Raw genomic sequence first — 24,519 nt, 5'->3', positions numbered from 1 at the left:
CGGCGCAGTGGCGGCGGTGCAGGGGCGCTCAGGAGGGGCGGTTGTGGCCCGCGTCGGTGTCCATGCGTGCCCAGGCGGCGTCCCACATCCGGTCGCGGTGCCGGTCGCAGCGGCGGCGGACGACCACGTAGGCCAGCAACACCGGGGCGCCGACGCCCAGCGCCGCCGCGCCGCCCGCGTACACCGCGTCGGTGACCGTCCGGCTGTGCGGCCGCGGCCGCACGGTCAGCCTGCCCTCGCGGTCCACCCAGATCTGCTTGCGCTCGCCGACCGCGGCGCCCTTCCAGCTCGGCAGCGTGCCGGTGCGCGTCCTGCCGTCGGCGGGCCGCGGCCACGTGGCCTGCACCGTCTCGTGGACGTACCGGTCGCCGGCCGACCCGATGCCGCCGGTGGCGACCACCGTCGCCCAGACCTCCTGCCGCTGCGCGTGCTCATGCCGCTCGGCCCGCAGCCCCGCGTCGTAGGTCAGGCCGCCGCACCACGCGGCGACCGGGGGCGCGGCGGCGAGCAGCAGGATCAGCAGCGCCAGCGCGATCGCGCGCTCGACACGGTCGACGCGCCGGCGCAGCTCGTTGCGTTCCATGCCGAGCCGCCGGCGGAGCCGCCGCATCGGCGGCGCCGCGCCGCCCACGCCGGACCTGCGCATCGTCGTCACCTCCCCGGGGCGACCACTCCCGGCAAGAGGCTTTTAGCCATCTTTTCTCAGGATATTCCGGTGCAGGATGATCGGCACGACCCCGAGGCGGTGTTTTCCCGGCTTTTCACGAACGCGTCCCGGGCACCGTCTCGGCCACGGCCTCCCCGGCCCCGCCGGACACCCGGCCCCCGTCCCGCACCGCCAGCGCCAGCACCGCGCCCACCAGGCACAGCACGGCGGTGATCCAGAAGATCTCCTGGTACTCGGTGCGCAGCGCGTCCCGCACCGCCTCCTGGTACTCGGCGAGCCGCCGCGCGAACTCCTGCCGCGACATCAGGAACGGCAGCGGCGTCTGCAGGTCGGCGGTCAGCGAGTGGAACCGGTGGAACCCCCAGGCCGACAGCGCCGCGATCCCCAGCAGCATGCCCATCATGCGCGCCACCACCACGGCCGCCGACGCGATGCCGTACCGGGCCGCCGGGACCGTCCGCAGCACCGCCGACGACACCGGCGCGATCACCAGCCCCAGGCCGGCGCCGGTCACGACCAGATCGACGTCCATGCGCGGCAGCGGCCCGTACGCCGCGTCCCGCAGCCCCTCGGGCCACGTCGCGATCAGCGCGTACCCCAGGGCCGCGATCGCCATCCCCGCCACCAGCGGCGGCCGCTCACCGAACCGCCAGGCCGCCAGCCCGCCCAGGAACGCCGCGACCAGCAGCGCCACCAGGAACCGCGCCAGGATCAGCGCGCCGCCCATCGTGTCCTCGCCCAGCAGCGTCTGCGCCACGAGCTGCACGTCCACCAGCGTCACCATCAGCGCGGCGCCCGACAGCAGGCTCACCCCGAGCGTGGCGAACAGCGGGCCGCGCCGCGTCCCCTCCAGATCGAGCAGCCGGGTCCGCGACCGCGTCTCCCACAGCACGAACGCCGCCGTGACCGCGACCCCCGCGGCGAGCACGGGCAGCCCCCACGGCGGCAGCGCCGACTCCTCCGGCTCGGGGTTGTAGACGCCCACCACGACCAACGCCAGCCCCGCCGCCAGCAGCACCCCGCCCACGACGTCGATGCCCGGCCGCTCGCGCGGCCGCCCGGCCGGCACGCAGAAGTGCACCGCCACCATGGCCGCCGCGGTCAGCGGGATGTTGATCCAGAAGATCGCGCGCCAGTCGAGCGCGGCCGCCAGCGCCGCCCCGTACAGCGGCCCCACCGCGCTGCCCAGCTCCTGCGCCGAGCCCACCACGCCCAGCACCACCGGGCGCCTGCGCTCCTCCCACAGGTCGGCCGCCAGCGCCATCGTCACCGGCAGCAGCGCGCCGCCCGCCAGGCCCTGCACCAGCCGCCCGGCCGTCAGCGTGATGATCCCGTCGGCCCACTGCGTGCCCTCGGCGCACGCCGTGACCGCCGACCCCGCCGCGAACGCGACCAGGCACAGCTGGATGACCGGCCGCCGCCCGAACCGGTCCGACAGCCGCCCCAGCAGCGGCATCCCCGCCACGTACCCCAGCAGGAACCCGGTGACGACCGGCGTCACCCGCTCCAGCCGGTTGATCGGGATCCCCAGGTCCCCGACGACCGTCACCAGGATCGTGGTGACGACGTAGGCGTCCAGCGCGGCCAGCAGCACCACCGCGCCGCCGACCCCGATCGCGATGCGGCGCCGGGTCATGCCGGGGCGCTGATCTTGTACGGCGCGTCGAACTCGGTGAACCTGACCGTGACCGTGCCGTCGTTGACGTCACCCCTGACCTTCAGCAGCCGGTGGTCGGCGGTGCCCACCCACACATGGCCCTTGACGTCCCCGTTCAGCCCGGGGATGAGCCCGGCGATGACGTCCTTGGGCAGCGTGCCCCGCACCTTGTAGGCGTCCTTGCCGTCCACCTTCTCGGTCTTCTCCGCCTGCGGCTGCGCCACCGACGTCAGCAGCTTGGCGATGCCCCGGTCCGGGTCCAGCACGGCCGACGGGTCGTACATCGCCGCGGCCAGCTGCTTGGGGAACCGCCGCCACCCGCCCGTCACGCCCTTGACGTAGAACGTCTCGCCCACCGCGACGATCTTCATCTCGACCGCCTGCCCGGACTGCTCCAGGTTGATCGTCCCCTCGGCGTCCCCGCCGCGCAGCAACCGCATGTCGCCGGCCTTGAGAGGCACTCCCGGGTTCCCCTCGGTCGCCACGCTGAACGCCACGCTCCGCAGATCCCGCATGGCCTGCGAAGCCTGCCGCAACGTGTCCTGCGGCGGCGGCTGCTTCGCACCCTCGTCGCCTCCGCCGTCCCCGCCCGAGCAGGCCGTCCCCGCGACCAGCACGACCCCCAGAGCGATGACTCCGCGCTTCAACATAGGCGGACCCTACCGACCGGTCACCACCCCCGTCACTCGGTACGAGGTATGACATCATGCCCCCCTCAAGGTGGACCCCGGCCTTTCCCGGTGGCCCCCCGCAACCCCCCGCCGCTATCATTGCCGCGGCAAGCCCCTCCGTAGTCGGCACTTCACGGAGGACACCCCGGGGCGGTAGCTCAGCCGGTCAGAGCAGGGGACTCATAATCCTTTGGTCGCGGGTTCGAGTCCCGCCCGCCCCACCGAGATCAACACCACGAAACGGCCCTTGACCAGGCACTTCCCGGTCAAGGGCCGTTGTCGTGCGGTCCGATGATCTACGACTGTGTCCGGTGGACTACGGGTGATCGTGCCGAATACGTGCCGAACTTCTCAGGAGGCGTCCAGGGCGTCCTCGATCCGGCGCCGTGCGGCCTGGTACTGGCCCTCGATGCACTTGGCGTAGATCCTCAGCAGCACGTCGACACTGTGTCCTGCCCACTCGGCCACCTGCGTGGGCGGGACGCCTCCGTTCAGCCACGTGGACACGCATGCGTGCCGGAGGTCGTAGATGCGTTGGGCGAGCGGCGAGGCGTACTCGGCTGCGGTGGGTGCCTCCTTGCGGGCGGCCTTCCACGCTCGTCGGTAGGTGATCGAGGGCAGCAGCGGCGGCTGACCTGGGGAGTGCTGGGGGCGTCGAGGGGGTGTGCGCGACTTTGGGGGCTGTGCAGCGTTGGGGCGCGATGTAGTGGCTGGTCGTTCTGTGGCTGTAGGGGCTGGTATTTCCCCTGGTCATTGAGGTTTTTGAGTGGGTGTCGTGGAGATGTTTCCTGGGCATCGGGGTGTTCGACGGGTGGAATGTGGGGGGCCATGGATCTCCGGCAACGGGGTGTGCTGGGCGGTGCCGTGGTGGTTCTTCTGGGTTGCGCGCTGGCCGTGGGGTGCGGGGGAGAGCGGAAGGTGCGCCTGGCGACGACGCCGCTGCCGTTGCAGCCGAGCGGGCTGGCCGTCGGCGGGGACGTGCAGGCGCATTCCTCCAACGTCGCCCAGGCGCGGCTCAGCGAGGACCAGGTGCGGCAGATCGCCGACGCGTGCCGCGCGGCGACCGATCTTCCGCAGGTGGGCAGCGACTGCTCGGAAAAGATCAAGGAGGCGTTTCGCCGCAGTGGGAAGACGCCCTGCCGGGCCAAGCGGGATCCATGCCTTGTCGCCAAGGTCGCCCCGGGCGCGCCCGCCACGGCGCCGGGGGCTCAGGTGGTCAAGTACTTCGAGATCACCGATCCGCGGCCGCCCGGTGAGTCGCTGTGCGGGCCCACCCAGGTGTGCCTGCGCGTCGGGGCGAGCAGTTCCGAGGTGTTCAACAGGATCGTCGGGACGGCGGGGCGCCCCGCCGGGCCTTCTGAGACGGGCGAACCCTCGGTGTCGCCGTCGGCCACAGTGAGTTCGCCTCCAGAGCAGCAGACGACCGTCCCCGCGCCCGCCCCCAGTGAGACCGAATCCACGGCGCCGCAAACGCCGGAGCCGGGTCCGCCCCAGCCGCCGCAGCCGGGGCCGAGCGGGAGTCCCTGATCGGTGGCCGGGGACGAGGCCGGTCCGGGGTTCCGGGGGATCGGTTCGTTGCTGGGGTTCGCCACGAAGGTGCTGGCGCCCGCCGGCGTGCTGACCGCGGTGCTGTACTACTTCGGGTACACCCGCGAACGGGCGCGGTACGGCTACTTCGGCGTGGACCTCGGCACCGTCGGGTTGACGACGACCGACTACCTGGTGCGCAGCGCCGGGCCGCTTTTCGCGCCGCTGGCGGCGGTGCTCGTCACCGGGGTCGCCGTGATCATCCTGCACCATCTGCTCGCCCTTCTGTTCGATCGGCTGGCCCTGCGGTGGCGGCGGGTCGCGTGCGGCGTGCTGGCGGCCGTCGCGCTCATCACGCTCGCCATCGGCGCGATCGGCCTGCAGCGCCGTGCGGAGGTGCTCGCCGGGCCGCTCGTCTCTCCGGTGGCCCTCGCCGCCGGGGCGCTGCTTCTCGACTACTCGGCGGAGAACTCGCGGATCCGCGCGGCGCTGCCCGGCCGGGTCGCGGCGGTCCTCGACTCCAACGCCGCCCTGCGCCGGGGCCTGGTCGCCGGACTCCTGCTGATCGCGGCCTTCTGGGCGACGGCCAGCGTGGCGCAGAGCCAGGGCGAGACCGACGCCCGGGCGATCGAGGTGTCGCTGATGTTCCAGCCGAAGGCGACCGTGTACAGCCGTCAGCGGCTGCAGATCAGGGCGCCGGGCGTCGGCATGGTGCGGCTCAGCGACGGCAAGGACTCGGCGTACGCCTTCCGCTACGACGGGCTGCGCACCCTCGCGCACTCGCAGGGACGCTGGTTCCTGCTCCCCGCCGGCTGGACGCGGGACAACGGAGCGTCGGTCATCCTGCTGCCGGACTCCGGCGACGACATCAGGGTCGATCTGGCGCCGTGAGGTGGCAGGCGGCCGCGTGCGGGTCAGGCGTCCGCTGAGGACGAGCCCTCGACGGAGGCGGTGACGAGTTCGGCGACGTGCTCGACGGTCGTGACGCCCTCGGACATGGACGCGTTGCCGGACGACAGGACGGCGATCAGAAGGTCGTGACCGCCGCCGCGCACCCGGCCGATGCTGTTGATCGTCCAGCGGCCCGCGTCGGCCTTGCGCGGCAGCCAGCCGTTCTTGAGGGCGACGCGGTCGCCGCGTCCGGCCGCCGCGCTGACCCCCCACGCCTGCGTGGGCGTCACGTCCGCCATCAGGTCCAGGACGTACTTTCGGTTGCGGGCGGTGAGCGGGCCGCGGCCGGGGGACAGCGCGGCCAGGACGCGGAGCTGGTCGGCGGCGCTGGTGACGGTGCTGCCCCAGAAGTCGCCGGGGCCGGGACGCGTGTGGCGCATGCCGAGCCTCCTGTTGGCGGCGGCCAGCCCGGCGCCGCCGCCGATGAGATGCCACAGTTCGGTCGTCGCGGCGTTGTCGCTGAACCTGATCGCCCGTTCGGCGAGGGCCCGCTCAGTACCGGTCAGGGCGCGGTGCCGGCGCTGCGCCCTGAGCAGCAGGGCGATCACGATGTCGACCTTGACGGTGCTGGCCGTCACAGGTCGCAGCTTCGGGTTGTAGGCGAAGGCCGCGCGGTCGGCGGCGAGGTCGGTCACCGCCACCGTCACGCTCCCGGACCTGCCTTTCAGGTAGCGGTCGAGCGCGCGTGACAGGCGCTTGCGCTCCGCCTTGCCGAACGAGGGACGCGGTTCGCGGGACGGCGTCTCGGACCGAGGCGGCGGTGCGGCGGTCTCCGGTGCCGACACGATGAGCGGTGTCAAGGGCACCTGGACGTGGACCGCCGGCAGGGACGCGGACGAGGACGCGAGCGTGGCCGCCCCCACGAGGACGGCCGCGCCGGCACGCAGGACCCGCGCGACGCGGAACGGCCGCGCGTGCTCGGCACGCCTCACCATGACGGCGCCCCGCGCGACGACAGGAAGGACCTTCCGGACATGGCGGCATCCTGGCGACGCCGCCGTTTCCTCCGCGTAACGGCCGCGGTGTGGTGCTGGGGCTATGGCGTGAGGTTGGGGGTGTGGCGTGAGGTTGGGGGTAGGGCGGGTAGCTCAGCGGCATGGGCACGATCGTCAAGGGACTCATCGCGGGGGCCGTCGGTACGGGGGCCCTCAACGTCGCCACCTACCTGGACATGGCCGCGCGCGCCCGGCCCGCCAGCAGCACGCCGGAGCAGGTGGTGCAGCGGCTGGCCGAGGCCGCCGACGTCGGTCTCGGCGAGGGCGAGCAGGCCGAGAACCGCAAGGCCGGGCTGGGGCCGCTGCTCGGGTACGCGACCGGGCTCGGCGCCGCCGTGGCCTACGGGCCGCTCGCCCGGCGACTGCCGTGGCCGGTCGGCGTGGTCGCGCTGACGGCGCTGGCCATGGCCGGGTCGAACGCGCCGATGGCCGCGCTGGGCATCAGCGACCCGCGCCGCTGGTCGGCGACGGACTGGGTGTCGGACCTGGTGCCGCACCTGGCGTACGGGATCGCCGCGGCGGCCGCGTTCCGCCGCCTCGGCTGAGACCGCAGGCCGGGCCGCCGGGCGGACGCGCGCCTCAGCCCTCCGGGTGGGCCGACGGGAAGCGCGGCTCGCGCTTCTCGCGCAGCGCGGCAAGCCCCTCCAGCACGTCCGGGCCCATGAAGGTGAGCATCTCGTACGCGGCGGACTGGTCGAAGATCGGCCCCGCCGTCCTGAGCCAGTTGTTCAGGGCGCGCCTGGTCAGCCGGATCGCCTGCTGCGGCCCGGTGGCCAGCACCCGCGCCACGCGCATCGCCTCGTCCAGCACCTGCTCCCGCGGCACCGCGCGGCTGACCAGGCCGATGCGCTCGGCCTCCGCGCCGTCGACCATCTCGCCGGTGAGCAGGTGGTAGCGGGCCTTGGCCATGCCCGCCAGGAGCGGCCAGATCATCGCCGCGTGGTCCCCGGCGGCCACGCCCAGGCGCACGTGGCCGTCGCCCAGGCGGGCGTCCTCGGCGCAGACGGAGATGTCGGCCAGCAGCGCGACGACCAGTCCGGCGCCGACCGCCACGCCGTTGATCGCCGACACGATCGGCTTGGCGCAGTCGACCATGTTGTAGACCAGGTCGCCCATCTCGGTGAGCATGTGCGACACCCGGTCGTGGTCGCCCGCCATGCGCTCGACCATGGCCAGGTCGCCGCCCGCGGAGAACGCCCTGCCCGCGCCGGTCACCACGGCCACCCGGGTCTGCGGGTCGGCGGACACGTCCCGCCACACCCGGGCCATCTCGGTGTGCATCCGCTCGTCGGCCGCGTTGTACTTGTCGGGACGGTCGAGCGTGATGAGCAGCACGCCGTGCTCGTGCCGTTCGAACCGCAGCCGCTCGTAGTCGGACCAGGCCATCCGGTGGCGCTCCTCCCTGGTGGCCCCATGTACGAGACAAGGGGCCTTCATATAAACATGTCCGGGTGCGGCCCGGGGCCGGGACGGGCCGAACGGCGCTCGGTGAACCCTCCGGTGCGCGCGCCGCGTACTCCGAAGCGATGGAGAATCGGTGCCGGCCTCGCCTCTCCCCATGACGACGCCTGAACCCCCGGACGCCTCCGCCGAGCAGTGGGCCCGGTTCCTCGCCGCGCTCGAGTGCGCCTGCGGCGAGTGCGGCGGGACGGGCCTGGTGCGCAGCGTGCGGTGGCGCGCCTGGCACGAGCGCGCCGGCGAGCTGATCCGCGTGGCGCAGGCCGCGCACCGGGCCGCGGACCTGTCGCACGCCGCGCAGGCCCCGGACGCCGAGACCGAGGTGCCCACCGTCGTGCTGGCCATCGAACGGGCCATCGACGAGCACATGCGGACCCGCCCCGACGAACCCGAGCAGCAGCCGTGCCGGACCTGCCGGGGCACCGGCCGTGTCCTGACCGGACTCGGCCTGCGGCTGTCGGAGTTTTTGACGCGCCACGGGTTTGTCCGCCAGAGCGGCCCCTGACCCGTACCTCACGCGGACGCCACGCTTCCCTCGATTTCACGGCGGGCCACTCGTTGACTTGTAATCGCTCGGGTACGCAGCGTTACATCCGCTGCGTCCGTCACCCGGAGGAGGCCCGATGCCGCGCCGCACCGTCCGCCGCAGAACCCGTTCGCGAACCGTCCGCCGAATTGTCGCCGCCGCGGTCGCCGCCGCGGTCGCCGCGGCGGTCTCGGCCGTCGGCGCGCCCCCCGCCGCCGCCGACCCCGCCCCGCCGACCGACCCGCTGCCGAGGAAGCTGCGGCCCGCCCTGGCCAAGCCGTCGGCCCACCCCAAGGGACGGGCGAAGGGCCTGGTGATCGGCGGCGACCAGGCCCGGCGCCGGCTCGTCGTGCTGGACGCGAGCAAACGCTCCTGGGCGGGGAAACGCGCCGTGAGATGGAGCTGGAAGCCCACCGCCGCACGCGGGTACCGGGACGTCGCCGGCGCGTGGGGCGGCGCGTCGGACGTGCGGGTGCGGCGCTGGCACGGCCGGACCTACGTCGTCACCGCGCAGGGCGCCGGCTTCGTCGGGGCCATCCAGTACCCGACCGGCAGGCGCCTCTGGGCCGTCAACGCCGGCCGGCGCAGCGGCCTGCACGCCGCCGAGCTGCTGCCCAACGGCAACGTCGCGGTGGCCGCGGCCAACGGCGACTGGGTGCGCGTCTACGCCGCCTCGCGCGGACGCGCCGCCCGCAAGCACGCGCAGGTCCACCTCACCGGCGCGCACGGCGTGCTGTGGGACCCGTCCCGCCGGCTCCTGTGGGCCCTCGGCGAGAACCACCTCATCGCCCTGCGGGTGCGCGGCACGGCGCACCGCCCGTCCCTGCGGGTCGTCAAGCGCAAGCGGCTGCCGTCGGCCAGCGGCCACGACCTCGCGCCCGTTTACGGCAACCGCAACCGGCTGTGGATCACCACCCACTACGGCGTCTACCAGTACGACAAGCGCAGGGGCGTCTTCACCACCCGCTACCGGCTCGCCAGGCGGGTCAACAAGCGCATCGTCAAGGCCGTGGGCAACAACCCGTGGACCGGGCAGGTGCTGCTGACCCGGCCCAAGAAGGGATGCGCCACGTCATGGTGCACCGACACCCTGGAGTTCTTCGGTCCGAGGCACAGGAAGGCCACGCGTGTACTGCGCGGCGCCCAGTTCTACCGGGCCCGCTGGTTCGTGCCCCGGTACCAGTGACCGCCGGACGCTAGGCGGGCCACTCCGGAGGCCGCTTGTCCAGGAAGGCGCGCATGCCCTCCTGCGCCTCCGGGGTCTGGCTGGAGGCGGCCATCACCTCGATGGCGTAGGTGTAGGCGTCGTGCTCGGGACGGTCCAGCTGGGCGTACATGGCCTGCTTGCCCAGGGCCTTGCTGCGGGGGCTGCCCTTGGTGGCCCGTTCCAGCAGCTCCAGGGCGGCCTTGTCCAGGTCGGCGTCCGGGACGACCCGGTTGACCAGGCCCCACTCGCAGGCCGTGCGCGCGTCGATCACGTCGCCGGTGAGGGCCATCTCCATGGCCCGCTTGCGGCCGATGTCGCGCGCGATCGCGACCATCGGGGTGTGGCAGAACCAGCCGCCCTTGCCGCCGGGCGCGGCGAACCCCGCGCTCTCGCCCGCCACGACCAGGTCGCAGCTGGCCACCAGCTGGCAGCCCGCCGCCGTCGCCAGGCCGTGCACCCGCGCCACCACGACCTGCGGCACCGACTGGATCGTCCGCATCAGCTCGGTGCACGTCCGCAGCAGGGAGCGGACGTCGGCGTGGGACGCCCCGGCCATGTCGGCGAAGTCGTGACCGGCCGAGAACACCGGACCGTTCGCCGCCAGCACCACGCCACGGGCGTCGGTGTCGCCGACCTGCCGGAACGTCTCGCTCAGCGCGAGCAGGAACTCCCGGGACAACGCGTTACGGCGCCGTGGCCGGTTCATCGTGATCGTCGTGAACGGGCCTTCGCGCTCGACCAGGACATCGTTCATGACCTCGACGCTACGCCACCGGCCCGCGTTCCGGGAGACGCCGGGTCCCGAACCTCATGGGATGTCGGACCCTCGTCGTACGGTTGGGCCGGGTCGTTCGGACGGGCCGGAAGGATCCGCATTGAAGCTGCTCACCGCCACCAACGTCACGCAGGGCTACCGCGACAACGACTTCCACTGGTGCGTCGAGGGGGAGCTGGTGCACATCGGCGTCGTGTGCGCCAGCGACCGCGGCGACCCCGACGGCGACTGCGGCTGCGGCCGCGCGTTCGCCGGGCTCAACTCCCACCGCGCCACCACCACCGCGATGGTCCGGGACGTCGCCGGCTTCACCGAGGCCGACTACGTGGAGGCGCTGCGCTCCAGCCTGGAGCAGCGCGGCTACGACGCCACGTTCGCCGAGCACGAGGCCGCCGAGCTGCGCTGCCTGGTCCGCGACTGGCCGGTCGGCGCGATCGTGGAGCGCCGCCTCGACGACATCGTGGTCCGCGAGGTGGTGCAGCCCTAGGATCACGGCAGCTTCTGAAGATCGACCCAGGGAGGTGCTGTCGTGCTGGTCGCGTTCTCGGTGACCCCGCTCGGCGTCGGGGAGAACGTCGGTGAACTGGTGGCGGAGGCCGTCCGCGTGGTGCGGGCCAGCGGCCTGCCCAACCGCACCGACGCCATGTTCACCACGGTCGAGGGGGAGTGGGACGAGGTGATGGCGGTGGTCAAGGCCGCCACCGACGCCGTCGCCGCCCGCGCGCCCCGGGTCAGCCTGGTGATCAAGGCAGACCTGCGTCCCGGCGTCACCGGCGCCCTGGACGCCAAGGTCGAAAGCGTCGAACGCCACCTCGCCGAAGACCAAACCTGAGCGCGAGGGCTTCCGGGGGCGGCGTGTGCGGGGGCGGGGGTCAGGTGTGCGGTGTGCGGCGGACGACCAGGGCGTCCAGCGCCTCGATTCGTGAGCCGCACACCCGTAGCGGGTTGATCTCCAGTGACTCCAGGTCGGGTCCCAGCGCGACGGCCAGCCTCCCGACGGCGGCGACCACCTCGGCGAGGCGGTCCAGGTCGGCGGCGGGCGCGCCGCGGAAGCCGCGCAGTATCGCCGCGCCCCGCAGTCCGGTCAGCATCGCCCGCGCCCGCGCGGGCGTGACCGGCAGCGGCGACAGCGCGGCGTCGTCCAGCACCTCCACCAGGACGCCGCCGAGCGCCACCGCCAGCAGCAGCCCCCAGTCGGGGTCGCGGGTCACGCCGACCAGCAGTTCGGGCGCCTCGGCGCGCATGGGCGAGACCAGCACCCCGTCCAGCCGCGCCCCCTTGGCGGCGGGGCTCTGGGCCGCGGCCACGATCTCGTCGTGCACCGCCGCCGCCTCGGCCGCGGTCACGCCGAGGCGCACGCACCCCAGGTCGGACTTGTGGGCGATGTCCGGCGAGACGATCTTCATCGCCACGGGCCCGCCGAACTCCGCGGCGGCCCGTCCGGCCTCCTCGGCCGAACGGACGTGCCGTGCCGGGACGACCGGTATCCCGGCGGCCTCGAGCAGGGCCCGCGCGTCCACCTCGGAGAAGGCGTCGCCCTCCGGGAGCGCGACCCGGGGCGCCGGGGCGGCGTGCTCCCGGAGGGCCGTCTCGTCCTCGGCGCGATGCGCGGACCAGCGGGCCAGCCGCGCGATCGCCTCCACGCCGAGCCGCAGCCCGGGGACGGCGTGGGCGACCCCGCCGGCGTCCAGGACGGCGCGCGCCCGCGGTCCCACCGGCTGGGTCACCTGGGTCAGGTAGAGGGCGGGCGCCCTGCTCTCGGCCATGCCCGCGCCGATGGCGTCGACGAACCTCTGACCGTAGAAGGGCCCGTCGTCCTCGCGCCACGGCAGGCTGTTGACGGCGACGACGACGCCGACGGACGGGTCGTCGCCGACCGCCGCCACGGCCTCCCGCCAGATCTCCGGGTTCATGATCGCGGCACCGGTGATGTCGAGCGGGTTGTGCGCCGCGCCGTAGGCGGGCAGGACCTCCGCCAGCCGCCGCACGGTGCCCTCGGCCAGCTCGGGAAGATGCGCGCCCGCGCCGTCGGCCAGGTCGGCGATGATGTCGCAGGCGCCCCCGGAGATCGACACGATCCCCGCGCCCGGCCGTTCCAGCGGTCCGGTGTGCGCGGCGACGCCCGCCGTGACCAGCATGTCCTCGATCGTGTCGACCCGGATGACGCCGAGCCGCTCGAACACCGCGTCGATCACCCGGTCGTCGCCCACCAGCGCGCCGGTGTGCGAGGCGGCGGCACGCGCGGCCAGCGCGCTGCGGCCCGCCTTGAGGATCACCAGCGCCTTGCCCGCCCGCGCCGCCCGGCGGGCCGCCGCGGCGAAGACCTCCGGGTCGCGCACGGCCTCCATGAACACCGCGATCGCCTTGGTGGCCGGGTCGTCCACCAGGTAGTCGACGAGACGGCCCACGGTGACCATCGCCTCGTTGCCGACCGTGATGACGTGCGAGAGCCCGACCCCGGCCAGGGCCGCGAAGTCCTTCATCGCGCCGCAGCTCGCGCCGGACTGGGAGATCAGCGCGACGTCGCCGGGGCCGCTCGGCGGATCGGCCAGCGCCATCGCCGGCACGCCCGCCGCGACGTTGACGAAGCCGAGGACGTTGGGGCCCATCAGGACGACGCCGAGCTCCTCGGCGAGGCCGGCCAGCTCCTCCTGCCGCCGCCGCCCCTCCGCGCCGGTCTCGGCGTACCCGGAGCTGAGCACCAGGACGCCGCGCGCCCCGGCCGCCGCCGCGTCCCGCACCGCGTCGGGCGCGGCGGCGGCGGGCACCATGACGAACGCCAGGTCGACGGGCCTGCCGATCGCCGCGCACGTGCGGTGGGCGGGCCGTCCGTGCACCTCGGGGCTGCGCCGGTTCACCAGGTGGGTGGCGTCGGCGTGGCCCGCGGCGGTCAGGTTGCCGTAGACCAGCCGGGAGAACGCCGACCTGTCGCTGGCGCCGATGAGCGCGAAGGAACGCGGTGCGAAGAACGCCCGGAGTCGTTCGGGGGTCACCATGGGGAGGTGCGGCCTTCCTTCAGGGGGCGACGGCGATGGACTTGCTCTCCAGACAGGACCGGAACCCCTCCGGGCCCGTCTCCCGGCCGACGCCCGATGTGCCGATCAGTGCACTCGCGCCCCGCACTCGGCCGAGTACAGCGCCGCGCCGGCCCTGATCCGATCGAGTTCCACGGCGGTGAGACGCAGGAACCCCTCGCGGGTGTCCTCATCGGGTGGGTACTCGACGGTGGCGTCGGCGACCGCGGTGATCCTGCCCGCGACATGCAGTTCGGCCGGGAAGCGGCCGCTGGGCAGGACGCCGTCGGCGGTGCCGAACGCCACGACGTCGTCCGCCTCGACGAACAGCTCGTCAACCCGGAACCGCCAATGCGGGTCCGCCTCGGCGAGCAGGAGCCGACCATCCTTGCCATGGCCGATCAGCAGGTCCCTGCGTGCCCGTATCTGTTCCGCGATCGCGCAGCAGAGCGGAACCTGGGCGACCTCGGCGGTGTCGATCCGCGTGTACCCGGCGTGCGGGGCGTAGCGCAGCCCCAATTCCAGAAGGTAGATCGCGGCGTCCTTGGCCCGCGGGTGGGCATGCGCGACGATGTCCAGCAGCAGGGGCGCGGCGACCACCGCGGCGGGGAACACCGCACCGCTGTGACCGTTGTAGAGGGCCATGCTCTGCAGCCGGCCGACTGCGTCCGTGACCTGGAACAGCGTCGTCGCCGCGGCGAGCTCCCGCAACCCGCTGACCGCTCGTTCAGGGTCATACCAGCCCGCGGGCCCGGGAACCGCCGCCCAATCCACGGCGTCGAGCGCGCGGCCCACTGCGGAATCCGACATGCCAGGCATCCTGACATGGCGATCGCCGGCGCCCGCTCCTCAACCGGCGTCCGCGCCTGCACCGGACCGCCGTCCCGCGCCGGAACCCAGCGGTGCCCGACGAACAGTTCCGTCCGCTCGCTCGCCGTCCCGGACAAACCGACCTCCGCTCCCGGCCGCGCGCCGTGCCGGAGAAGGCGTTGACGATCAGAATCGATGATAATGAAACATACGATGATGCTGATCTGGCGGTCAAGGATTCCCCTGATGACCTGGCGGAACCGCCGGACGGCTCCGCAGGGGCACGCCCGGGAGAGGCCGCGGCCGCGCGCGAGGATGCCGCGCTGGATGTCGTTGGCGACCCCGCCGCTCACGAACATCGGCGTCAGCCGCAAGGCGTGCTCGGACGGGCCGCCGCCGGGGCGCGTCGGGGGCAAGCCGATCTCCCCGGACAGCGCCGCGTGCCGCTGGACCTGGATGCCGGGGGTGTCCATCGGAGCCAGGAGGATCGTGATCCCGGCGTGCCGGGGCGGGGTTACACGGCGCGGTGGCGTGGGGAAGCGGCCAGGTCGAGGATCTCGCGGGCGGCGCGGACCAGGGACGCGTTGTCGGGCGCGGGCGACCCGTCGGGCAGCAGCAGGCAGTCCTCCAGGCCGATGCGGGTGTCCAGGCCGAGCGCGGCGGCCATGCGCAGCACCGGCCAGGCGCCGCCGTCCTCGCCGTGCAGCAGGACGGGACGGCCGCGTGCGGCGCCCAGCTCCTCCAGCAGGGCGGCGGCCGTGCGCGGCGCGGTGTCGGGGTCGGTGTCGGTCACCTCGGCCAGCACCCGCAGCACGCAGTGCGCGGACGGCCAGGCCAGGAACCGGCGGGCCGCGTCGGTGCCGGAGAACACGCCCGCCTCGATCTCCACGCCCAGGTCGAGCAGCGCGTCGGCGACCAGCTCGGCGCCGTCCTCGTGCCAGTTGACCGAGGCGTGGTCGGGCAGCACCTTCCACGCGCGCACCAGCTCGGCGCGGGCGCGCGGGTCGGGCGCGGCCCACGCGCCGGTGGTGACGCCGACGCGGATGCCCGGCACGGCCGCGCGCACGGCGGTCACCGCCTCGGCGACCGCGTCCGGCTCCAGCGAGTCGGCGCCGGAGGCGTCCTTGGGGTGCAGGTGGACGTCCTCGGCGCCCGCGATCACGGCGCCGCGGACGGCGGCGGCGAGCTCGTGCGGGTCCAGCGGCAGGTGGGCGGCGTCGGAGCGGGTGCGGGGACCGTTGGGGCAGACCTGCAGCATGCGGCGATCATCCCAGATCGTCGCGCCGCGTGGTGCCGAGGTCACCGGAACCTGGCCCGTCGGGAGGGGGCGTGCGGCCCGCCCGCGGCGCCGTCATCCGCTCGCGCCGGGGGCGATGACGCAGGGACCGCCGCCGCAGACGTCGACGACCTCGCCGGTCTTCAGGAACACCGCCTTCTGCCGGCGCGCGTCGGGCGAGTTGCGCGGGTCGGAGTGCGGGTCGCGCCCTTCGGTCGGCGGGGTGTTGGTGAGCGGCGGCGCGGGCGAGCCGCTGTCCCACATCACCATCGCCGATCCCGCGTACGGGGTGGAGCCGATCGCGGGGATGCCCCAGAACGGCACCCGGTCGGGGCTGCGTCCGGGACGCAGCGCGGGCGCGTGCAGCCGCGCCCCGACCGTGCGGGCCTGGACCTCGGCCGCCAGCGGCGCCACCTGGTGGTCGCCGAACGCCACGTGCATCAGCACCCGGTGCGACGGTGTGCGCGGCAGCGGACGGTCGGTCATGTGGGCGGCGTAGCCGTTGGCCTCACCGCGGTCCCACAGCATCTGGATCAGCGCCAGGGCGATCTGCTGGTCGAGCTTGTCGGGGTAGAAGACGTCCAGCACGCGGGCGTAGGTGGGGAAGTCGGCGCTGCGGTTGAGCAGAGTGCTGTAGTTCATGGCGGGGACGCCCAGCACGGCGCGCCGCACGTCCGGCGACACGGCGGTCAGCGCGCCGCCCATGATGCCGCCCTGGCTGTTGCCGTCGAACACCACGCCCGCGGCGGCGTAGATGAGCGGCCTGCCCTCGGCGGTGCGGAACGCCTTGTCGCGGGGGAAGCCGCGCGTCATCGCCCGGCCGAGCAGGATCTGGTTGAGCATGCCCTGCTGGAGCCGGTCGGCGACGGTGTTGAAGCGGCTGAGGTCGGCCAGCACGGTGACGACGTTGGGGATGTCCTCGTTGGCCATCCCGGCCCACTTGGTGGCGCAGAACGCGAAGCCGTGCTCGGACGCCATCGCCTTGACGTTGCCCGCCGCCACCTCGCTCTCGCTGCCCAGCAGTCCGTGCCCGTACAGGGAGGCCCGCGCGGGCGTGGTGAACGCCGACCGCGGGATCTCGCACTGGAACGGCACCACCTGGGTGTTGGCGGGCAGCCGCGCGGGCAGCCCGTCGCGTCCGTAGTGGAACGACGAGCCGGGCGGGCCGCCGGGCAGGTTGAGGTAGCTGGGGGCGAACAGCACGCCCTTGACCTCGCGTCCGATCCGCTCGTCCACGTCGTCGGTGACCTGCGTGACCAGGAACGGCGGGGTGCCGGTGGGGCCCAGGTTCCGCAGCGCGTCGTCGCGGATGTGCAGCATGCGCTCGGACAGGCCGCGGCGGCTGGCGACGGTGAAGTCCCACGCCAGGTAAAGGTCCCGGGCGTCGACGCCGTGGCGCGACAGGTCCGCCAGGACGCGCCTGGTGGAGCGTTGCCGTTCGCGCAGCGGGTCGCCCGGCGGCAGCGTCCGCCCGAGGATCCTGCCGAACGTCGCGTTGGGCCTGATGACGGTCCCGTCGGCGTCGCGCAGGCCGCGCAGCGCCACCACGTAGCGGTGGCCTTCGCGGAAGTTGCGCGCCGGACGGACGATGAGGGCGCGGCGGTCGTCGCGTGTGGCGTTGGCGTCCAGCTCGGCCCAGTACGGCCAGCGTTCCCCGGTCGCGGTGTCGACGATGACGATGGGGGCGTCGCGGCGCAGGGACGCGCCGATGTCGGTGACGGGCGCCGCGCCGCTGCGGGTCAGGTCCACGCCGGGGACGTGCGCCAGCAGCATGGAGCCGGGGGAGAAGCCGTCGGACCGGTTCCACTCGTCCGGGCGGATCGGCGCGCCCAGCGAGTTGCGCAGCGTCGTGCGCATGTGGACGCGGCGGCCGGTGTCGGTACGGGCGTCGCGCACCGTGTACCAGTCGTTGGGGAACGGCAGCAGGCAGGACGCCGGGTCGATCGGGTCGCACCCGTCGTCCGCGGGTGCCGCCAGGGCCGTGGACGGGGCGGACAGGAGCGCACCCGTGAGGACGAGGGCGGCGAAGGTCGCGAGCAGTGCGCGCAAGGCTGGCCTCCCGGAGGCATCGCACGATCCGCGCGAGCGCCGCCCCCGAGCCAGGCGTCGTGCGTCCTCAGGATCAGACCGCAGGAGGACGGCGCGGTCAATGCCAGTCCCGCCCGGGTGGGGGTTTTGTTCCATTCTTGTTAAATCTGGCTGTCCGGCCGTTGCTTCGTGGTTTCGGGTGTCGTCAGGACGTCCGCTTCGGGGGGATAGTGGGCGCGTACCTGCGCCCCTGCGGAAAGGACCGTTCCATGGACGCCGTTCCGACCATCGACCTGGCCCCCTGGTTCCACGGCGACGAGCCCGCCCGGGCCGAGGTGGCGGCGCGGGTGGACGCCGCGCTGCGCGAGATCGGCTTCCTGGTGATCACCGGTCACGGGGTCCCGGCCGCGCTGCGCGCCGACATCCGCGCCGCGGCCAGGCGCTTCTTCGCGCTGCCCGAGGAGACAAAGCGGGCCTACGCGGTCACGATCGGGGAGCGCGGCTGGCTGCCGCCCGGCGTGGAGGCCAACGGGTACGCCGAGGGCACCCCCACCCCGCCCGACCTGAAGGAGACCTTCGCGGTCGGCGCGCACGAGCCGGTCGGCGACCCCGAGATCGACGCCGAGTGGTTCCTGCCCAACGTGTGGCCCGGCGAGGTGCCCGAGCTGGAGCGGCTGCTCACCGAGTACCTGGAGCGCATGCGGGCGCTGTCGAACGGGCTGCTGGAGCTGTGCGCCGCCGCGCTCGGCCTGGCGCCCGGCTTCTTCACCTCGCGGGCCGACCACCCGTCCTACACCCTGAACATCAACCGGTACCCGCCGCTGTCGCAGGTCGGGCCGCCCGAGCCCGGCCAGTTCCGCATCGGCCCGCACACCGACTTCGGCACCGTGACGGTGCTGGACCGCCAGGACGGCGTCGGCGGCCTGCAGGTGTACTCGGACGAGGCGGGCTGGGTGAACGCCCCCTACGTCGAGGACTCCTTCACCATCAACGTCGGCGACCTGCTCGCCCGCTGGACCGGCGACCGCTGGAAGTCCAACCGGCACCGCGTCCTGCCGCCCGACCCCAGCGCCCCCGACGAGGAGCTGGTGTCGCTCATCTTCTTCTACGAGTGCAACCCCGACGCCGTCATCTCCTCGGTCCCGGCGCCGGTCGGCCGCGTCGAGCACGAGCCGGTGCGCGCCCACGACTACCTGCTCGGCAAGCTCAACGCGATCACCGTCGGCTGAGCCCCCTCCCCCTGTCACAGCCCCCGCAGGAAAGGCCCCGTATGACAACCCTCCGGGACAGCCAGCCCGCCCAGGAACCGCCCGCCGGAGTCGTCGTCCGCGAGGGCGTGTACGGCGGGAAGGTCGCCGCCATCGAACCCGGCGGCGCCGACTTCATCCCGCTCGGCGAGCGGCACGGCCGCCCGCGCGGCCTGCTGTGGACGTGGACGTCCCCGAACCTGGAGTTCGCCACCATCTTCCTCGGCGTGCTCGCGGTCGCCGGGTTCGGGCTGACGTTCTGGCAGGCCGTCGCGGCGATCGCGCTCGGCAGCGGGCTGGGCGCGCTCGCGCACGGCGTGCTGTCGGCGGGCGGGCCGCGGCACGGCGTGGCGCAGATGGTGCTCGGCCGCCTGGCGTTCGGCCACCGCGGCAACGCCCTGCCCGCCGCGCTCAACACGGTCGCGGGCGGCATCGGCTGGTTCGCCGTCAACAGCGTCAGCGCCACGCTCGCGCTGTCCACGCTGACCGGCCTGCCCAAGCCGCTGTGCCTGGCGGTCGTGGTGGCCGCGCAGGTCGGCGTGGCGTTCTTCGGGCACAACCTGGTGCACGCCTTCGAGCGGTACGCCTTCCCGGTGCTGGCGGTGGTGTTCGCCGTCGCGTCGGCGTTCATCCTGAGCAAGGCCGACTTCGGGGCGGCGGCGCCCGACGGGAGCGGCCCCGGCGGGCTCGGCGGCTTCCTCATCGCGACGGCCGCCTCGTTCGGGTACGCGGCGGGCTGGAACCCCTACGCCGCCGACTACACCCGCTACCTGCCGCCCGACATCGACCGCCGCGCCGTCGGCCTGTACGCGGGGCTGGGCGTCTTCCTCGGCTGCACGCTGCTGCAGACCGTCGGCGCCGCGGCGGTCACCATCGGCGGCGACGCGCTCGGCGACCCGACGGGGACGTTCACCGGGCACATGCCGGCCCTGGTCGGCGACCTGACGCTGCTGGCCATCACGCTCGGCGCCGTCAGCGCCAACGCCATCAACATCTACTCGGGGTCGATGTCGTTCCTCACCCTCGGGCTGCGGCTGCCGCTGCCGGTCAGGCTGCAGCGCGCGTTCGTGGCGCTGGTGTTCGGCGTGGTCGGCCTGGTGGTGGCGTACTTCGGGCTGGCCGACGCGGGGCACAGCTACGAGGCGTTCCTGCTGGTCATCGCGTACTGGATCGCGCCGTGGCTGGGCGTGATGTTCGCCGACATGTTCCTGCGCCGCGGCGCGGACGCCGGCGCCCCGGCGGACGCCCGGATGTTCGACCCCGGTCACCGCAACCCGGCGGGCCCCATCGCGATGGCCGTGGCGATGGTGGTGTCGATCATGCTGTTCTCCAACCAGGAGAAGTACGTGGGGTTCGTACCCGAGCATGTGCCGTCGGTCGGCGACATCACGTTCGTGGTGGGCTTCGTGCTCGCCGCCGCCGGCTACGCGGTGCTGCGGCGCGTCCCCGCGCTCGCCCCGCGCCCGGCGGCGTCGGCCCCCGCGTCCGGCTGACGTGTTGGGGTGACGCACGGCACGTCTCGTGACCGCCGTCACATCGGGTTGAACGTCCCGTCTGTCACTGATTTGTCGATTTGATCGCCGGTCCCTTACGCTCCCCTTGTCTTAGGTATGCCTTACCTATCTGATTGATCGGCGGGGGTGGACGGCGGGTGACCGGGATGCGCGGCCGGCGGCTCGCCGTGGTGGCGGGATGCGCGGTGCTGCTGGCGGCCGCGGTGCTGGCCAGCCTGGCCGTGGGCAGCCGGGGCATCGCCCCCGGGCACGTCGTCGACGCGCTGCTGCGGCCCGACGGCGGCGAGGAGAGCACGATCGTGCGGTCGATGCGCCTGCCGCGCACCGTGACCGGCCTGGCCGTCGGCGCCGGGCTGGCCCTGGCCGGCGTGCTGATGCAGGCGCTGACCCGCAACCCGCTGGCCGAGCCGCGCCTGATGGGCGTCACCTCCGGCGCGTCCCTGGGCGTGGTCGTCGCGATCAGCGTGTTCGGGCTGACCACGCTGCCCGCCTACGTGTGGTTCGGCATCGCGGGCGCGGCCGTGTCCGGCACGTTCGTGTACGCGCTGGCGGCCCGCACCCGCGACGGCGCGTCCCCGGTCACGCTGGCGCTGGCGGGCACCGCGCTGGACGCCTCGCTCACCGGCGTGGTCGTCGGCGTGCTCACCGTCAACGCGCAGACCTTCGACAGCTACCGCTTCTGGGCGGTGGGCTCGCTGGCCGGGCGGCCCGCCGAGGTGGCGCTGTGGGTGCTGCCGTTCGTCGCCGCCGGGACGGTGCTGGCCTTCGCCGCCGCGCGCGGCCTGGACGCCCTGGCCCTCGGCGACGACGTGGCGCGCGGCCTCGGCCGCGAAGTCGGCCGGGTGCGGCTGCTGGCCGCCGTCGCGGCCGTCCTGCTCACCGGCGCCGCCGTCGCCGCGGCCGGGCCCATCGGGTTCGTCGGGCTGGCGGTGCCGCACCTGGCGCGCGGCCTGGTCGGCGCCGACCACCGCTGGGTGCTGGTGGTGTCGCTGCTGCTCGGGCCCGCGCTGCTGCTGGTCGCCGACGTGCTCGGCCGGCTGGTCGTCCCGCCCGCCGAGGTCCGCGCCGGCGTGGTCACCGCGCTGCTGGGCGCCCCGTTCCTCATCCTCCTGGTCCGCCGCGGACGGACGGTGACCTCGTGAACATGGTGAAGGGCGCGCATCCGGTGGCGGGGCGGCTCCTCGTCGGCCGCGGGACGGTCGCGTTCGTCGTGCGGCGGCGTTCGGCCGTGGTCGGCGCGGTGCTGGTGGTGCTGACCGCAGTGGCCGCGGTCGTCTCGCTCGGCGTGGGCAGCACGTTCGTGGCGCCGCCGGACGTGGTGCGGGCGCTGGCGGGCGACGGCCCGTTCACCGTCGTCGTGCAGAACCTGCGGCTGCCGCGCATCACGGTCGGGCTCGCCGTCGGGGCGCTGCTCGGCCTGTCCGGCGCGCTGCTGCAGTCGATCAGCCGCAACCCGCTGGCCAGCCCCGACGTCGTCGGCGTCACCCAGGGCGCCGGGCTGGCCGCCACGTTCGCGATGACCGCGGGCCTGGGCACGGTCTGGCTGGGCGCGGGCGCGCTGCTGGGCGGGCTGGCCGCCGCGGCGGTGGTGTTCGCGCTGTCGTTCCGGTACGGGCTGGCCGCGCACCGGTTCGTGCTGTGCGGGATCGCCGTGGCGCTGGCGGTCCGGGCGCTCACCGAAGTGATCATCGTCAGCGGCGACCCGATGGAGGGGCAGCGGGCGCAGGTGTGGCTGGCGGGCAGCCTGGCCGGGCTCGGCTACGCCGAGGCGCGCGTGCTGCTGGTGCCGCTGCTGGTGCTGCTTCCCGTGCTGCTGTGGGCGGGACGCGCCATGGACACCACCGCCCTCGACGACGACGTGGCCCGCGGACTGGGCGTGCGCGTGGTGGGACGCCGCGTCGCGCTCGGCGCCGTCGCGGTGCTGCTGGCCGCCCTGGCGACCTCGCAGGCGGGCGCCGTCGACTTCGTCGCGCTGGCCGCGCCGCAGCTGGCCCGCCGCCTGGTGCGCGCCGAGCGTCCGCCGCTGGCCTGCGCCGCCCTCACCGGCGCGCTGCTCACCGTCGTGGCCGACCTGGTCGCCCGCACCGCGTTCGCACCCGTGCAGCTGCCGGTCGGGGTGCTCACCGCGGCCCTCGGCGGCCCCTACCTGCTGTGGCTGCTGGTACGGAGGAAGAAGGCATGACCACCGAGCACGTCCCGCCGTCGTCCGGCTCGGCCACCGCCGACGCCGCCGACGCCGCCGCCGCCGACGCGGACGCCCGGCCCCCGGTGCGGCTGGAGGCCCGCGGGCTCAGCGTCGGCTACGGCGACCGGCTCGTCATCGAGGACCTGGACCTGGAGCTGCCCGGCGGCGCGTTCACCGTGATCATCGGGCCGAACGCCTGCGGCAAGTCGACGCTGCTGCGCACGCTGGCCCGGCTGCTGTCGCCGCGCGGCGGCGCCGCCCTCATCGACGGCGCCGACGTGCACGCGATGCCGACCCGCGAGCTGGCGCGCCACCTGGGCGTCCTGCCGCAGAGCCCGGTCACCCCCGAGGGGCTGACCGTGGCCGACCTGGTGGCGCGCGGCCGCCAGCCGCATCAGCGGTGGTTCCGGCAGTGGAGCGCCGCCGACACCGCCGCCGTCGAGCGCGCCCTGCGCCTGACGGGGCTGACCGACCTGCGCGACCGTCCGGTGGACGCGCTGTCGGGCGGCCAGCGGCAACGCGTGTGGATCGCCATGACGCTCGCCCAGGACACCGACGCGCTCCTGCTGGACGAGCCCACCACGTTCCTGGACCTGGCGCACCAGATCGAGGTGCTCGACCTCCTGCGCCGCCTGAACCGCGGTTCCACCGGGCGGACGGTGGTGGCGGTGCTGCACGACCTCAACCAGGCGTGCCGGTACGCCGACCACCTGGTGGTCATGAAGGACGGCCGGGTCGTCGCCCAGGGAGCGCCCGGCGAGGTGATGAACGCCGACCGTCTCGGAGAGGTGTTCGGCCTGGGCGGCGTCGTCGTCCCCTGCCCGGTGACGGGGGCTCCGCTGGTGGTGCCGGACGCTCCCGCCTGACCAGGGGCGCGGGGCCGGCCCCCGGCGACCGCGAAGCCTGATGCAGAGAAAGTAGGTATGCACGTGAAGTTCCACGGACTCGGCCGGAGGCTGAGCGGGGTGGTCGCCGGTGTCGTGGCGGCCGGTCTGGCGCTGACGGCCTGCGGCGGCGGCGACGCCGAGTCGTCCGGCGCCACCCGCGTCGTCAAGCACGCCATGGGCGAGTCGAAGGTGCCCGACAAGCCCGAGCGCATCGTCGTCCTGGACACCGACAAGCTCGACACCCTCTACAGCCTGGGGCTCACCCCGGTCGGCAGCACCCTGCCGGACCAGGCGGCGGGCATGCCCAAGTACCTCGGCGACGGGTACGCCAAGGTCAAGACGGTCGGCACCACCCAGGAGCCGGACATGGAGGCGATCGCCGCGCTGCGGCCCGACCTGATCCTCGGCTCCAAGTTCCGGCAGGAGAAGTTCTACGGCGAACTGTCCAAGATCGCCCCGACGGTGTTCACCGAGCAGGTCGGCATCACCTGGAAGCAGAACTTCCTGCTGGACGCCGAGGCGGTCGGCAAGAAGGCCGAGGGGCGGCAGCGGCTGCAGGCGTACGAGGCGCGCGCCAAGGAGCTGGGCGGCAAGCTCGGCGACCCGGCCAAGCTCAAGGTCAGCGTGATCCGGTTCATGCCGGACGAGATCCGCCAGTACGGGCCCGACTCGTTCTCCGGGATCGTGCTGCGCGACGTGGGCCTCGGCCGTCCCGAGCCGCAGCTGCTCAAGGACAAGGCCGACAAGCGGTTCGCGCCGCTCAGCCCCGAGCGCGTCGCCGAGGCGGACGGCGACATGATCTTCGTCGCGGCCTACGGGGAGAAGGCCGCGCAGGAGCAGGCCAAGGTCACCGCCGGGCCGCTGTGGAGCAAGCTCGGCGCGGTCAAGGCCGGGCGCGCCGAGGTGGTCGACGACGAGACCTGGATGACCGGCATCGGCGTGACCGCCGCCGGGAAGGTGCTGGACGACCTGCAGAAGTACCTGACGCCGCTGGCGAACAAGTAGGCGTTCGAACCGGGCGCCGGCCCCCCCCCCCCCCGGGGGGGGGGGGCGCCGGGCCCGGCCCCCCCCCCCCCCCGCCGAGACGTGGGGGGGGGCGGGGGCCGCGGGCGCGCGGAGCCGAG

At 74.1% G+C, this 24,519-nt stretch carries 24 protein-coding genes and 1 tRNA gene; 14 read left to right on the top strand and 11 right to left on the bottom strand.

Annotated elements, in window-relative coordinates; all coding sequences use genetic code 11:
• Positions 1-28: 28 nt before the first annotated feature.
• The 3 genes from ABZ801_RS07715 to ABZ801_RS07705 form a co-directional block, all read right to left on the bottom strand.
• The gene (locus ABZ801_RS07715) at positions 29-646 is read right to left on the bottom strand and encodes a hypothetical protein (protein WP_360694229.1); all 618 of its coding nucleotides are present in this window, start codon (positions 644-646) and stop codon (positions 29-31) included.
• Positions 647-761: 115 nt separating this feature from the next.
• Positions 762-2,303, bottom strand: coding sequence for an MFS transporter (locus ABZ801_RS07710; RefSeq protein WP_360694226.1), 1,542 nt, complete (start codon positions 2,301-2,303; stop codon positions 762-764).
• Positions 2,300-2,974, bottom strand: coding sequence for an LppX_LprAFG lipoprotein (locus ABZ801_RS07705; RefSeq protein ID WP_360694223.1), 675 nt, complete (start codon positions 2,972-2,974; stop codon positions 2,300-2,302). Before ABZ801_RS07705 ends, ABZ801_RS07710 begins: the two co-directional genes overlap by 4 nt.
• A 168-nt stretch (positions 2,975-3,142) precedes the next feature.
• Here ABZ801_RS07705 and ABZ801_RS07700 point away from each other — a divergent pair.
• Positions 3,143-3,216, top strand: a tRNA-Ile gene (locus tag ABZ801_RS07700).
• Between the two features lie 130 nt (positions 3,217-3,346).
• Here the strand turns inward: ABZ801_RS07700 and ABZ801_RS07695 are convergent.
• Complete coding sequence (locus ABZ801_RS07695; RefSeq protein WP_360694220.1) at positions 3,347-3,502, bottom strand: hypothetical protein; 156 nt, start codon at positions 3,500-3,502, stop codon at positions 3,347-3,349.
• A gap of 321 nt (positions 3,503-3,823) precedes the next feature.
• Between ABZ801_RS07695 and ABZ801_RS07690 the strand changes: the two genes are divergently transcribed.
• Together ABZ801_RS07690 and ABZ801_RS07685 are read left to right on the top strand one after the other, a co-directional pair.
• Positions 3,824-4,522, top strand: a complete 699-nt coding sequence (locus ABZ801_RS07690; protein WP_360694217.1) for a hypothetical protein — start codon at positions 3,824-3,826, stop codon at positions 4,520-4,522.
• A gap of 3 nt (positions 4,523-4,525) precedes the next feature.
• Entirely contained in the window at positions 4,526-5,413 is an 888-nt protein-coding gene (locus ABZ801_RS07685; protein WP_360694214.1) for a hypothetical protein, read from the top strand.
• A gap of 23 nt (positions 5,414-5,436) precedes the next feature.
• Here the strand turns inward: ABZ801_RS07685 and ABZ801_RS07680 are convergent, their stop codons facing one another.
• Positions 5,437-6,408 (bottom strand): serine hydrolase, encoded by a 972-nt coding sequence (locus tag ABZ801_RS07680; protein WP_360694211.1) that lies wholly within the window; start codon positions 6,406-6,408, stop codon positions 5,437-5,439.
• A 161-nt stretch (positions 6,409-6,569) separates the two neighbouring features.
• On the opposite strand from ABZ801_RS07680, the gene ABZ801_RS07675 reads away from it, so the two are divergent.
• The gene (locus ABZ801_RS07675; RefSeq protein ID WP_344944537.1) at positions 6,570-7,013 is read left to right on the top strand and encodes a hypothetical protein; all 444 of its coding nucleotides are present in this window, start codon (positions 6,570-6,572) and stop codon (positions 7,011-7,013) included.
• Between the two features lie 34 nt (positions 7,014-7,047).
• On the opposite strand, the gene ABZ801_RS07670 is transcribed toward ABZ801_RS07675, so the two are convergent.
• Positions 7,048-7,854, bottom strand: coding sequence for an enoyl-CoA hydratase/isomerase family protein (locus ABZ801_RS07670; RefSeq protein ID WP_344944534.1), 807 nt, complete (start codon positions 7,852-7,854; stop codon positions 7,048-7,050).
• Positions 7,855-8,026: 172 nt separating this feature from the next.
• Here ABZ801_RS07670 and ABZ801_RS07665 point away from each other — a divergent pair, with 172 nt between their 5' ends.
• Both ABZ801_RS07665 and ABZ801_RS07660 read left to right on the top strand, forming a co-directional pair.
• Positions 8,027-8,431, top strand: coding sequence for a hypothetical protein (locus tag ABZ801_RS07665; RefSeq protein WP_344944531.1), 405 nt, complete (start codon positions 8,027-8,029; stop codon positions 8,429-8,431).
• A 118-nt stretch (positions 8,432-8,549) separates the two neighbouring features.
• Positions 8,550-9,638 (top strand): DUF6528 family protein, encoded by a 1,089-nt coding sequence (locus tag ABZ801_RS07660; RefSeq protein ID WP_360694206.1) that lies wholly within the window; start codon positions 8,550-8,552, stop codon positions 9,636-9,638.
• Positions 9,639-9,648: 10 nt separating this feature from the next.
• On the opposite strand, the gene ABZ801_RS07655 is transcribed toward ABZ801_RS07660, so the two are convergent.
• Entirely contained in the window at positions 9,649-10,413 is a 765-nt protein-coding gene (locus tag ABZ801_RS07655; RefSeq protein WP_344944526.1) for an enoyl-CoA hydratase-related protein, read from the bottom strand.
• Positions 10,414-10,534: 121 nt separating this feature from the next.
• Here ABZ801_RS07655 and ABZ801_RS07650 point away from each other — a divergent pair, with 121 nt between their 5' ends.
• On the top strand, positions 10,535-10,921 hold the full coding sequence (locus ABZ801_RS07650; protein WP_344944523.1) for a hypothetical protein: 387 nt from the start codon (positions 10,535-10,537) through the stop codon (positions 10,919-10,921).
• Between the two features lie 42 nt (positions 10,922-10,963).
• Positions 10,964-11,266 carry an MTH1187 family thiamine-binding protein gene (locus ABZ801_RS07645; RefSeq protein WP_344944520.1) on the top strand — a complete coding sequence of 101 codons (303 nt, stop codon included), beginning with the start codon at positions 10,964-10,966 and terminating at the stop codon, positions 11,264-11,266.
• 40 nt (positions 11,267-11,306) lie between these two features.
• Here ABZ801_RS07645 and ABZ801_RS07640 read toward each other — a convergent pair whose 3' ends face one another.
• From ABZ801_RS07640 to ABZ801_RS07625, 4 genes are all read right to left on the bottom strand, one after another.
• A complete protein-coding gene (locus tag ABZ801_RS07640) occupies positions 11,307-13,430 on the bottom strand; it encodes an acetate--CoA ligase family protein (RefSeq protein WP_360694202.1) in 2,124 nt (707 codons plus the stop codon).
• 105 nt (positions 13,431-13,535) lie between these two features.
• Entirely contained in the window at positions 13,536-14,258 is a 723-nt protein-coding gene (locus ABZ801_RS07635; RefSeq protein ID WP_360694199.1) for a hypothetical protein, read from the bottom strand.
• A 514-nt stretch (positions 14,259-14,772) separates the two neighbouring features.
• On the bottom strand, positions 14,773-15,516 hold the full coding sequence (locus tag ABZ801_RS07630) for a 3-keto-5-aminohexanoate cleavage protein (protein ID WP_360694196.1): 744 nt from the start codon (positions 15,514-15,516) through the stop codon (positions 14,773-14,775).
• A 93-nt stretch (positions 15,517-15,609) separates the two neighbouring features.
• The gene (locus tag ABZ801_RS07625; protein WP_360694193.1) at positions 15,610-17,583 is read right to left on the bottom strand and encodes a hypothetical protein; all 1,974 of its coding nucleotides are present in this window, start codon (positions 17,581-17,583) and stop codon (positions 15,610-15,612) included.
• A 248-nt stretch (positions 17,584-17,831) separates the two neighbouring features.
• Here ABZ801_RS07625 and ABZ801_RS07620 point away from each other — a divergent pair, with 248 nt between their 5' ends.
• The 6 genes from ABZ801_RS07620 to ABZ801_RS07595 all read left to right on the top strand — a co-directional run bounded on the left by ABZ801_RS07620 (position 17,832) and on the right by ABZ801_RS07595 (position 24,400).
• Entirely contained in the window at positions 17,832-18,791 is a 960-nt protein-coding gene (locus ABZ801_RS07620; RefSeq protein ID WP_360694190.1) for a 2-oxoglutarate and iron-dependent oxygenase domain-containing protein, read from the top strand.
• Between the two features lie 41 nt (positions 18,792-18,832).
• Entirely contained in the window at positions 18,833-20,302 is a 1,470-nt protein-coding gene (locus tag ABZ801_RS07615; protein WP_360694187.1) for a cytosine permease, read from the top strand.
• A gap of 167 nt (positions 20,303-20,469) precedes the next feature.
• The gene (locus ABZ801_RS07610; RefSeq protein WP_360695652.1) at positions 20,470-21,465 is read left to right on the top strand and encodes an iron ABC transporter permease; all 996 of its coding nucleotides are present in this window, start codon (positions 20,470-20,472) and stop codon (positions 21,463-21,465) included.
• Positions 21,466-21,467: 2 nt separating this feature from the next.
• On the top strand, positions 21,468-22,505 hold the full coding sequence (locus ABZ801_RS07605; protein WP_360695649.1) for an iron ABC transporter permease: 1,038 nt from the start codon (positions 21,468-21,470) through the stop codon (positions 22,503-22,505).
• Positions 22,502-23,374, top strand: coding sequence for an ABC transporter ATP-binding protein (locus ABZ801_RS07600; protein ID WP_360694184.1), 873 nt, complete (start codon positions 22,502-22,504; stop codon positions 23,372-23,374). Before ABZ801_RS07605 ends, ABZ801_RS07600 begins: the two co-directional genes overlap by 4 nt.
• A gap of 63 nt (positions 23,375-23,437) precedes the next feature.
• Positions 23,438-24,400, top strand: coding sequence for an iron-siderophore ABC transporter substrate-binding protein (locus ABZ801_RS07595; protein ID WP_360694181.1), 963 nt, complete (start codon positions 23,438-23,440; stop codon positions 24,398-24,400).
• Positions 24,401-24,519: the final 119 nt, after the last annotated feature.

Origin of the sequence: Actinomadura sp. NPDC047616, from assembly GCF_040642915.1 — a bacterium.
Taxonomy (GTDB): Bacteria; Actinomycetota; Actinomycetes; order Streptosporangiales; family Streptosporangiaceae; genus Spirillospora; species Spirillospora miaoliensis.
Note: the sequence above shows the minus strand (reverse complement) of the source record. Positions and strands in the feature narration are given on the sequence as shown.

What these genes read in the sequence shown, in the direction of transcription:
- ABZ801_RS07715 (WP_360694229.1), bottom strand. Translation starts at nt 646, where the DNA reads ATGCGCAGGTCCGGCGTGGGCGGCGCGGCGCCGCCGATGCGGCGGCTC.
- ABZ801_RS07710 (WP_360694226.1), bottom strand. Translation starts at nt 2,303, where the DNA reads ATGACCCGGCGCCGCATCGCGATCGGGGTCGGCGGCGCGGTGGTGCTG.
- ABZ801_RS07705 (WP_360694223.1), bottom strand. Translation starts at nt 2,974, where the DNA reads ATGTTGAAGCGCGGAGTCATCGCTCTGGGGGTCGTGCTGGTCGCGGGG.
- ABZ801_RS07690 (WP_360694217.1), top strand. Translation starts at nt 3,824, where the DNA reads ATGGATCTCCGGCAACGGGGTGTGCTGGGCGGTGCCGTGGTGGTTCTT.
- ABZ801_RS07680 (WP_360694211.1), bottom strand. Translation starts at nt 6,408, where the DNA reads ATGGTGAGGCGTGCCGAGCACGCGCGGCCGTTCCGCGTCGCGCGGGTC.
- ABZ801_RS07675 (WP_344944537.1), top strand. Translation starts at nt 6,570, where the DNA reads ATGGGCACGATCGTCAAGGGACTCATCGCGGGGGCCGTCGGTACGGGG.
- ABZ801_RS07670 (WP_344944534.1), bottom strand. Translation starts at nt 7,854, where the DNA reads ATGGCCTGGTCCGACTACGAGCGGCTGCGGTTCGAACGGCACGAGCAC.
- ABZ801_RS07665 (WP_344944531.1), top strand. Translation starts at nt 8,027, where the DNA reads ATGACGACGCCTGAACCCCCGGACGCCTCCGCCGAGCAGTGGGCCCGG.
- ABZ801_RS07660 (WP_360694206.1), top strand. Translation starts at nt 8,550, where the DNA reads ATGCCGCGCCGCACCGTCCGCCGCAGAACCCGTTCGCGAACCGTCCGC.
- ABZ801_RS07655 (WP_344944526.1), bottom strand. Translation starts at nt 10,413, where the DNA reads ATGAACGATGTCCTGGTCGAGCGCGAAGGCCCGTTCACGACGATCACG.
- ABZ801_RS07640 (WP_360694202.1), bottom strand. Translation starts at nt 13,430, where the DNA reads ATGGTGACCCCCGAACGACTCCGGGCGTTCTTCGCACCGCGTTCCTTC.
- ABZ801_RS07635 (WP_360694199.1), bottom strand. Translation starts at nt 14,258, where the DNA reads ATGTCGGATTCCGCAGTGGGCCGCGCGCTCGACGCCGTGGATTGGGCG.
- ABZ801_RS07630 (WP_360694196.1), bottom strand. Translation starts at nt 15,516, where the DNA reads ATGCTGCAGGTCTGCCCCAACGGTCCCCGCACCCGCTCCGACGCCGCC.
- ABZ801_RS07620 (WP_360694190.1), top strand. Translation starts at nt 17,832, where the DNA reads ATGGACGCCGTTCCGACCATCGACCTGGCCCCCTGGTTCCACGGCGAC.
- ABZ801_RS07615 (WP_360694187.1), top strand. Translation starts at nt 18,833, where the DNA reads ATGACAACCCTCCGGGACAGCCAGCCCGCCCAGGAACCGCCCGCCGGA.
- ABZ801_RS07610 (WP_360695652.1), top strand. Translation starts at nt 20,470, where the DNA reads ATGCGCGGCCGGCGGCTCGCCGTGGTGGCGGGATGCGCGGTGCTGCTG.
- ABZ801_RS07605 (WP_360695649.1), top strand. Translation starts at nt 21,468, where the DNA reads ATGGTGAAGGGCGCGCATCCGGTGGCGGGGCGGCTCCTCGTCGGCCGC.
- ABZ801_RS07600 (WP_360694184.1), top strand. Translation starts at nt 22,502, where the DNA reads ATGACCACCGAGCACGTCCCGCCGTCGTCCGGCTCGGCCACCGCCGAC.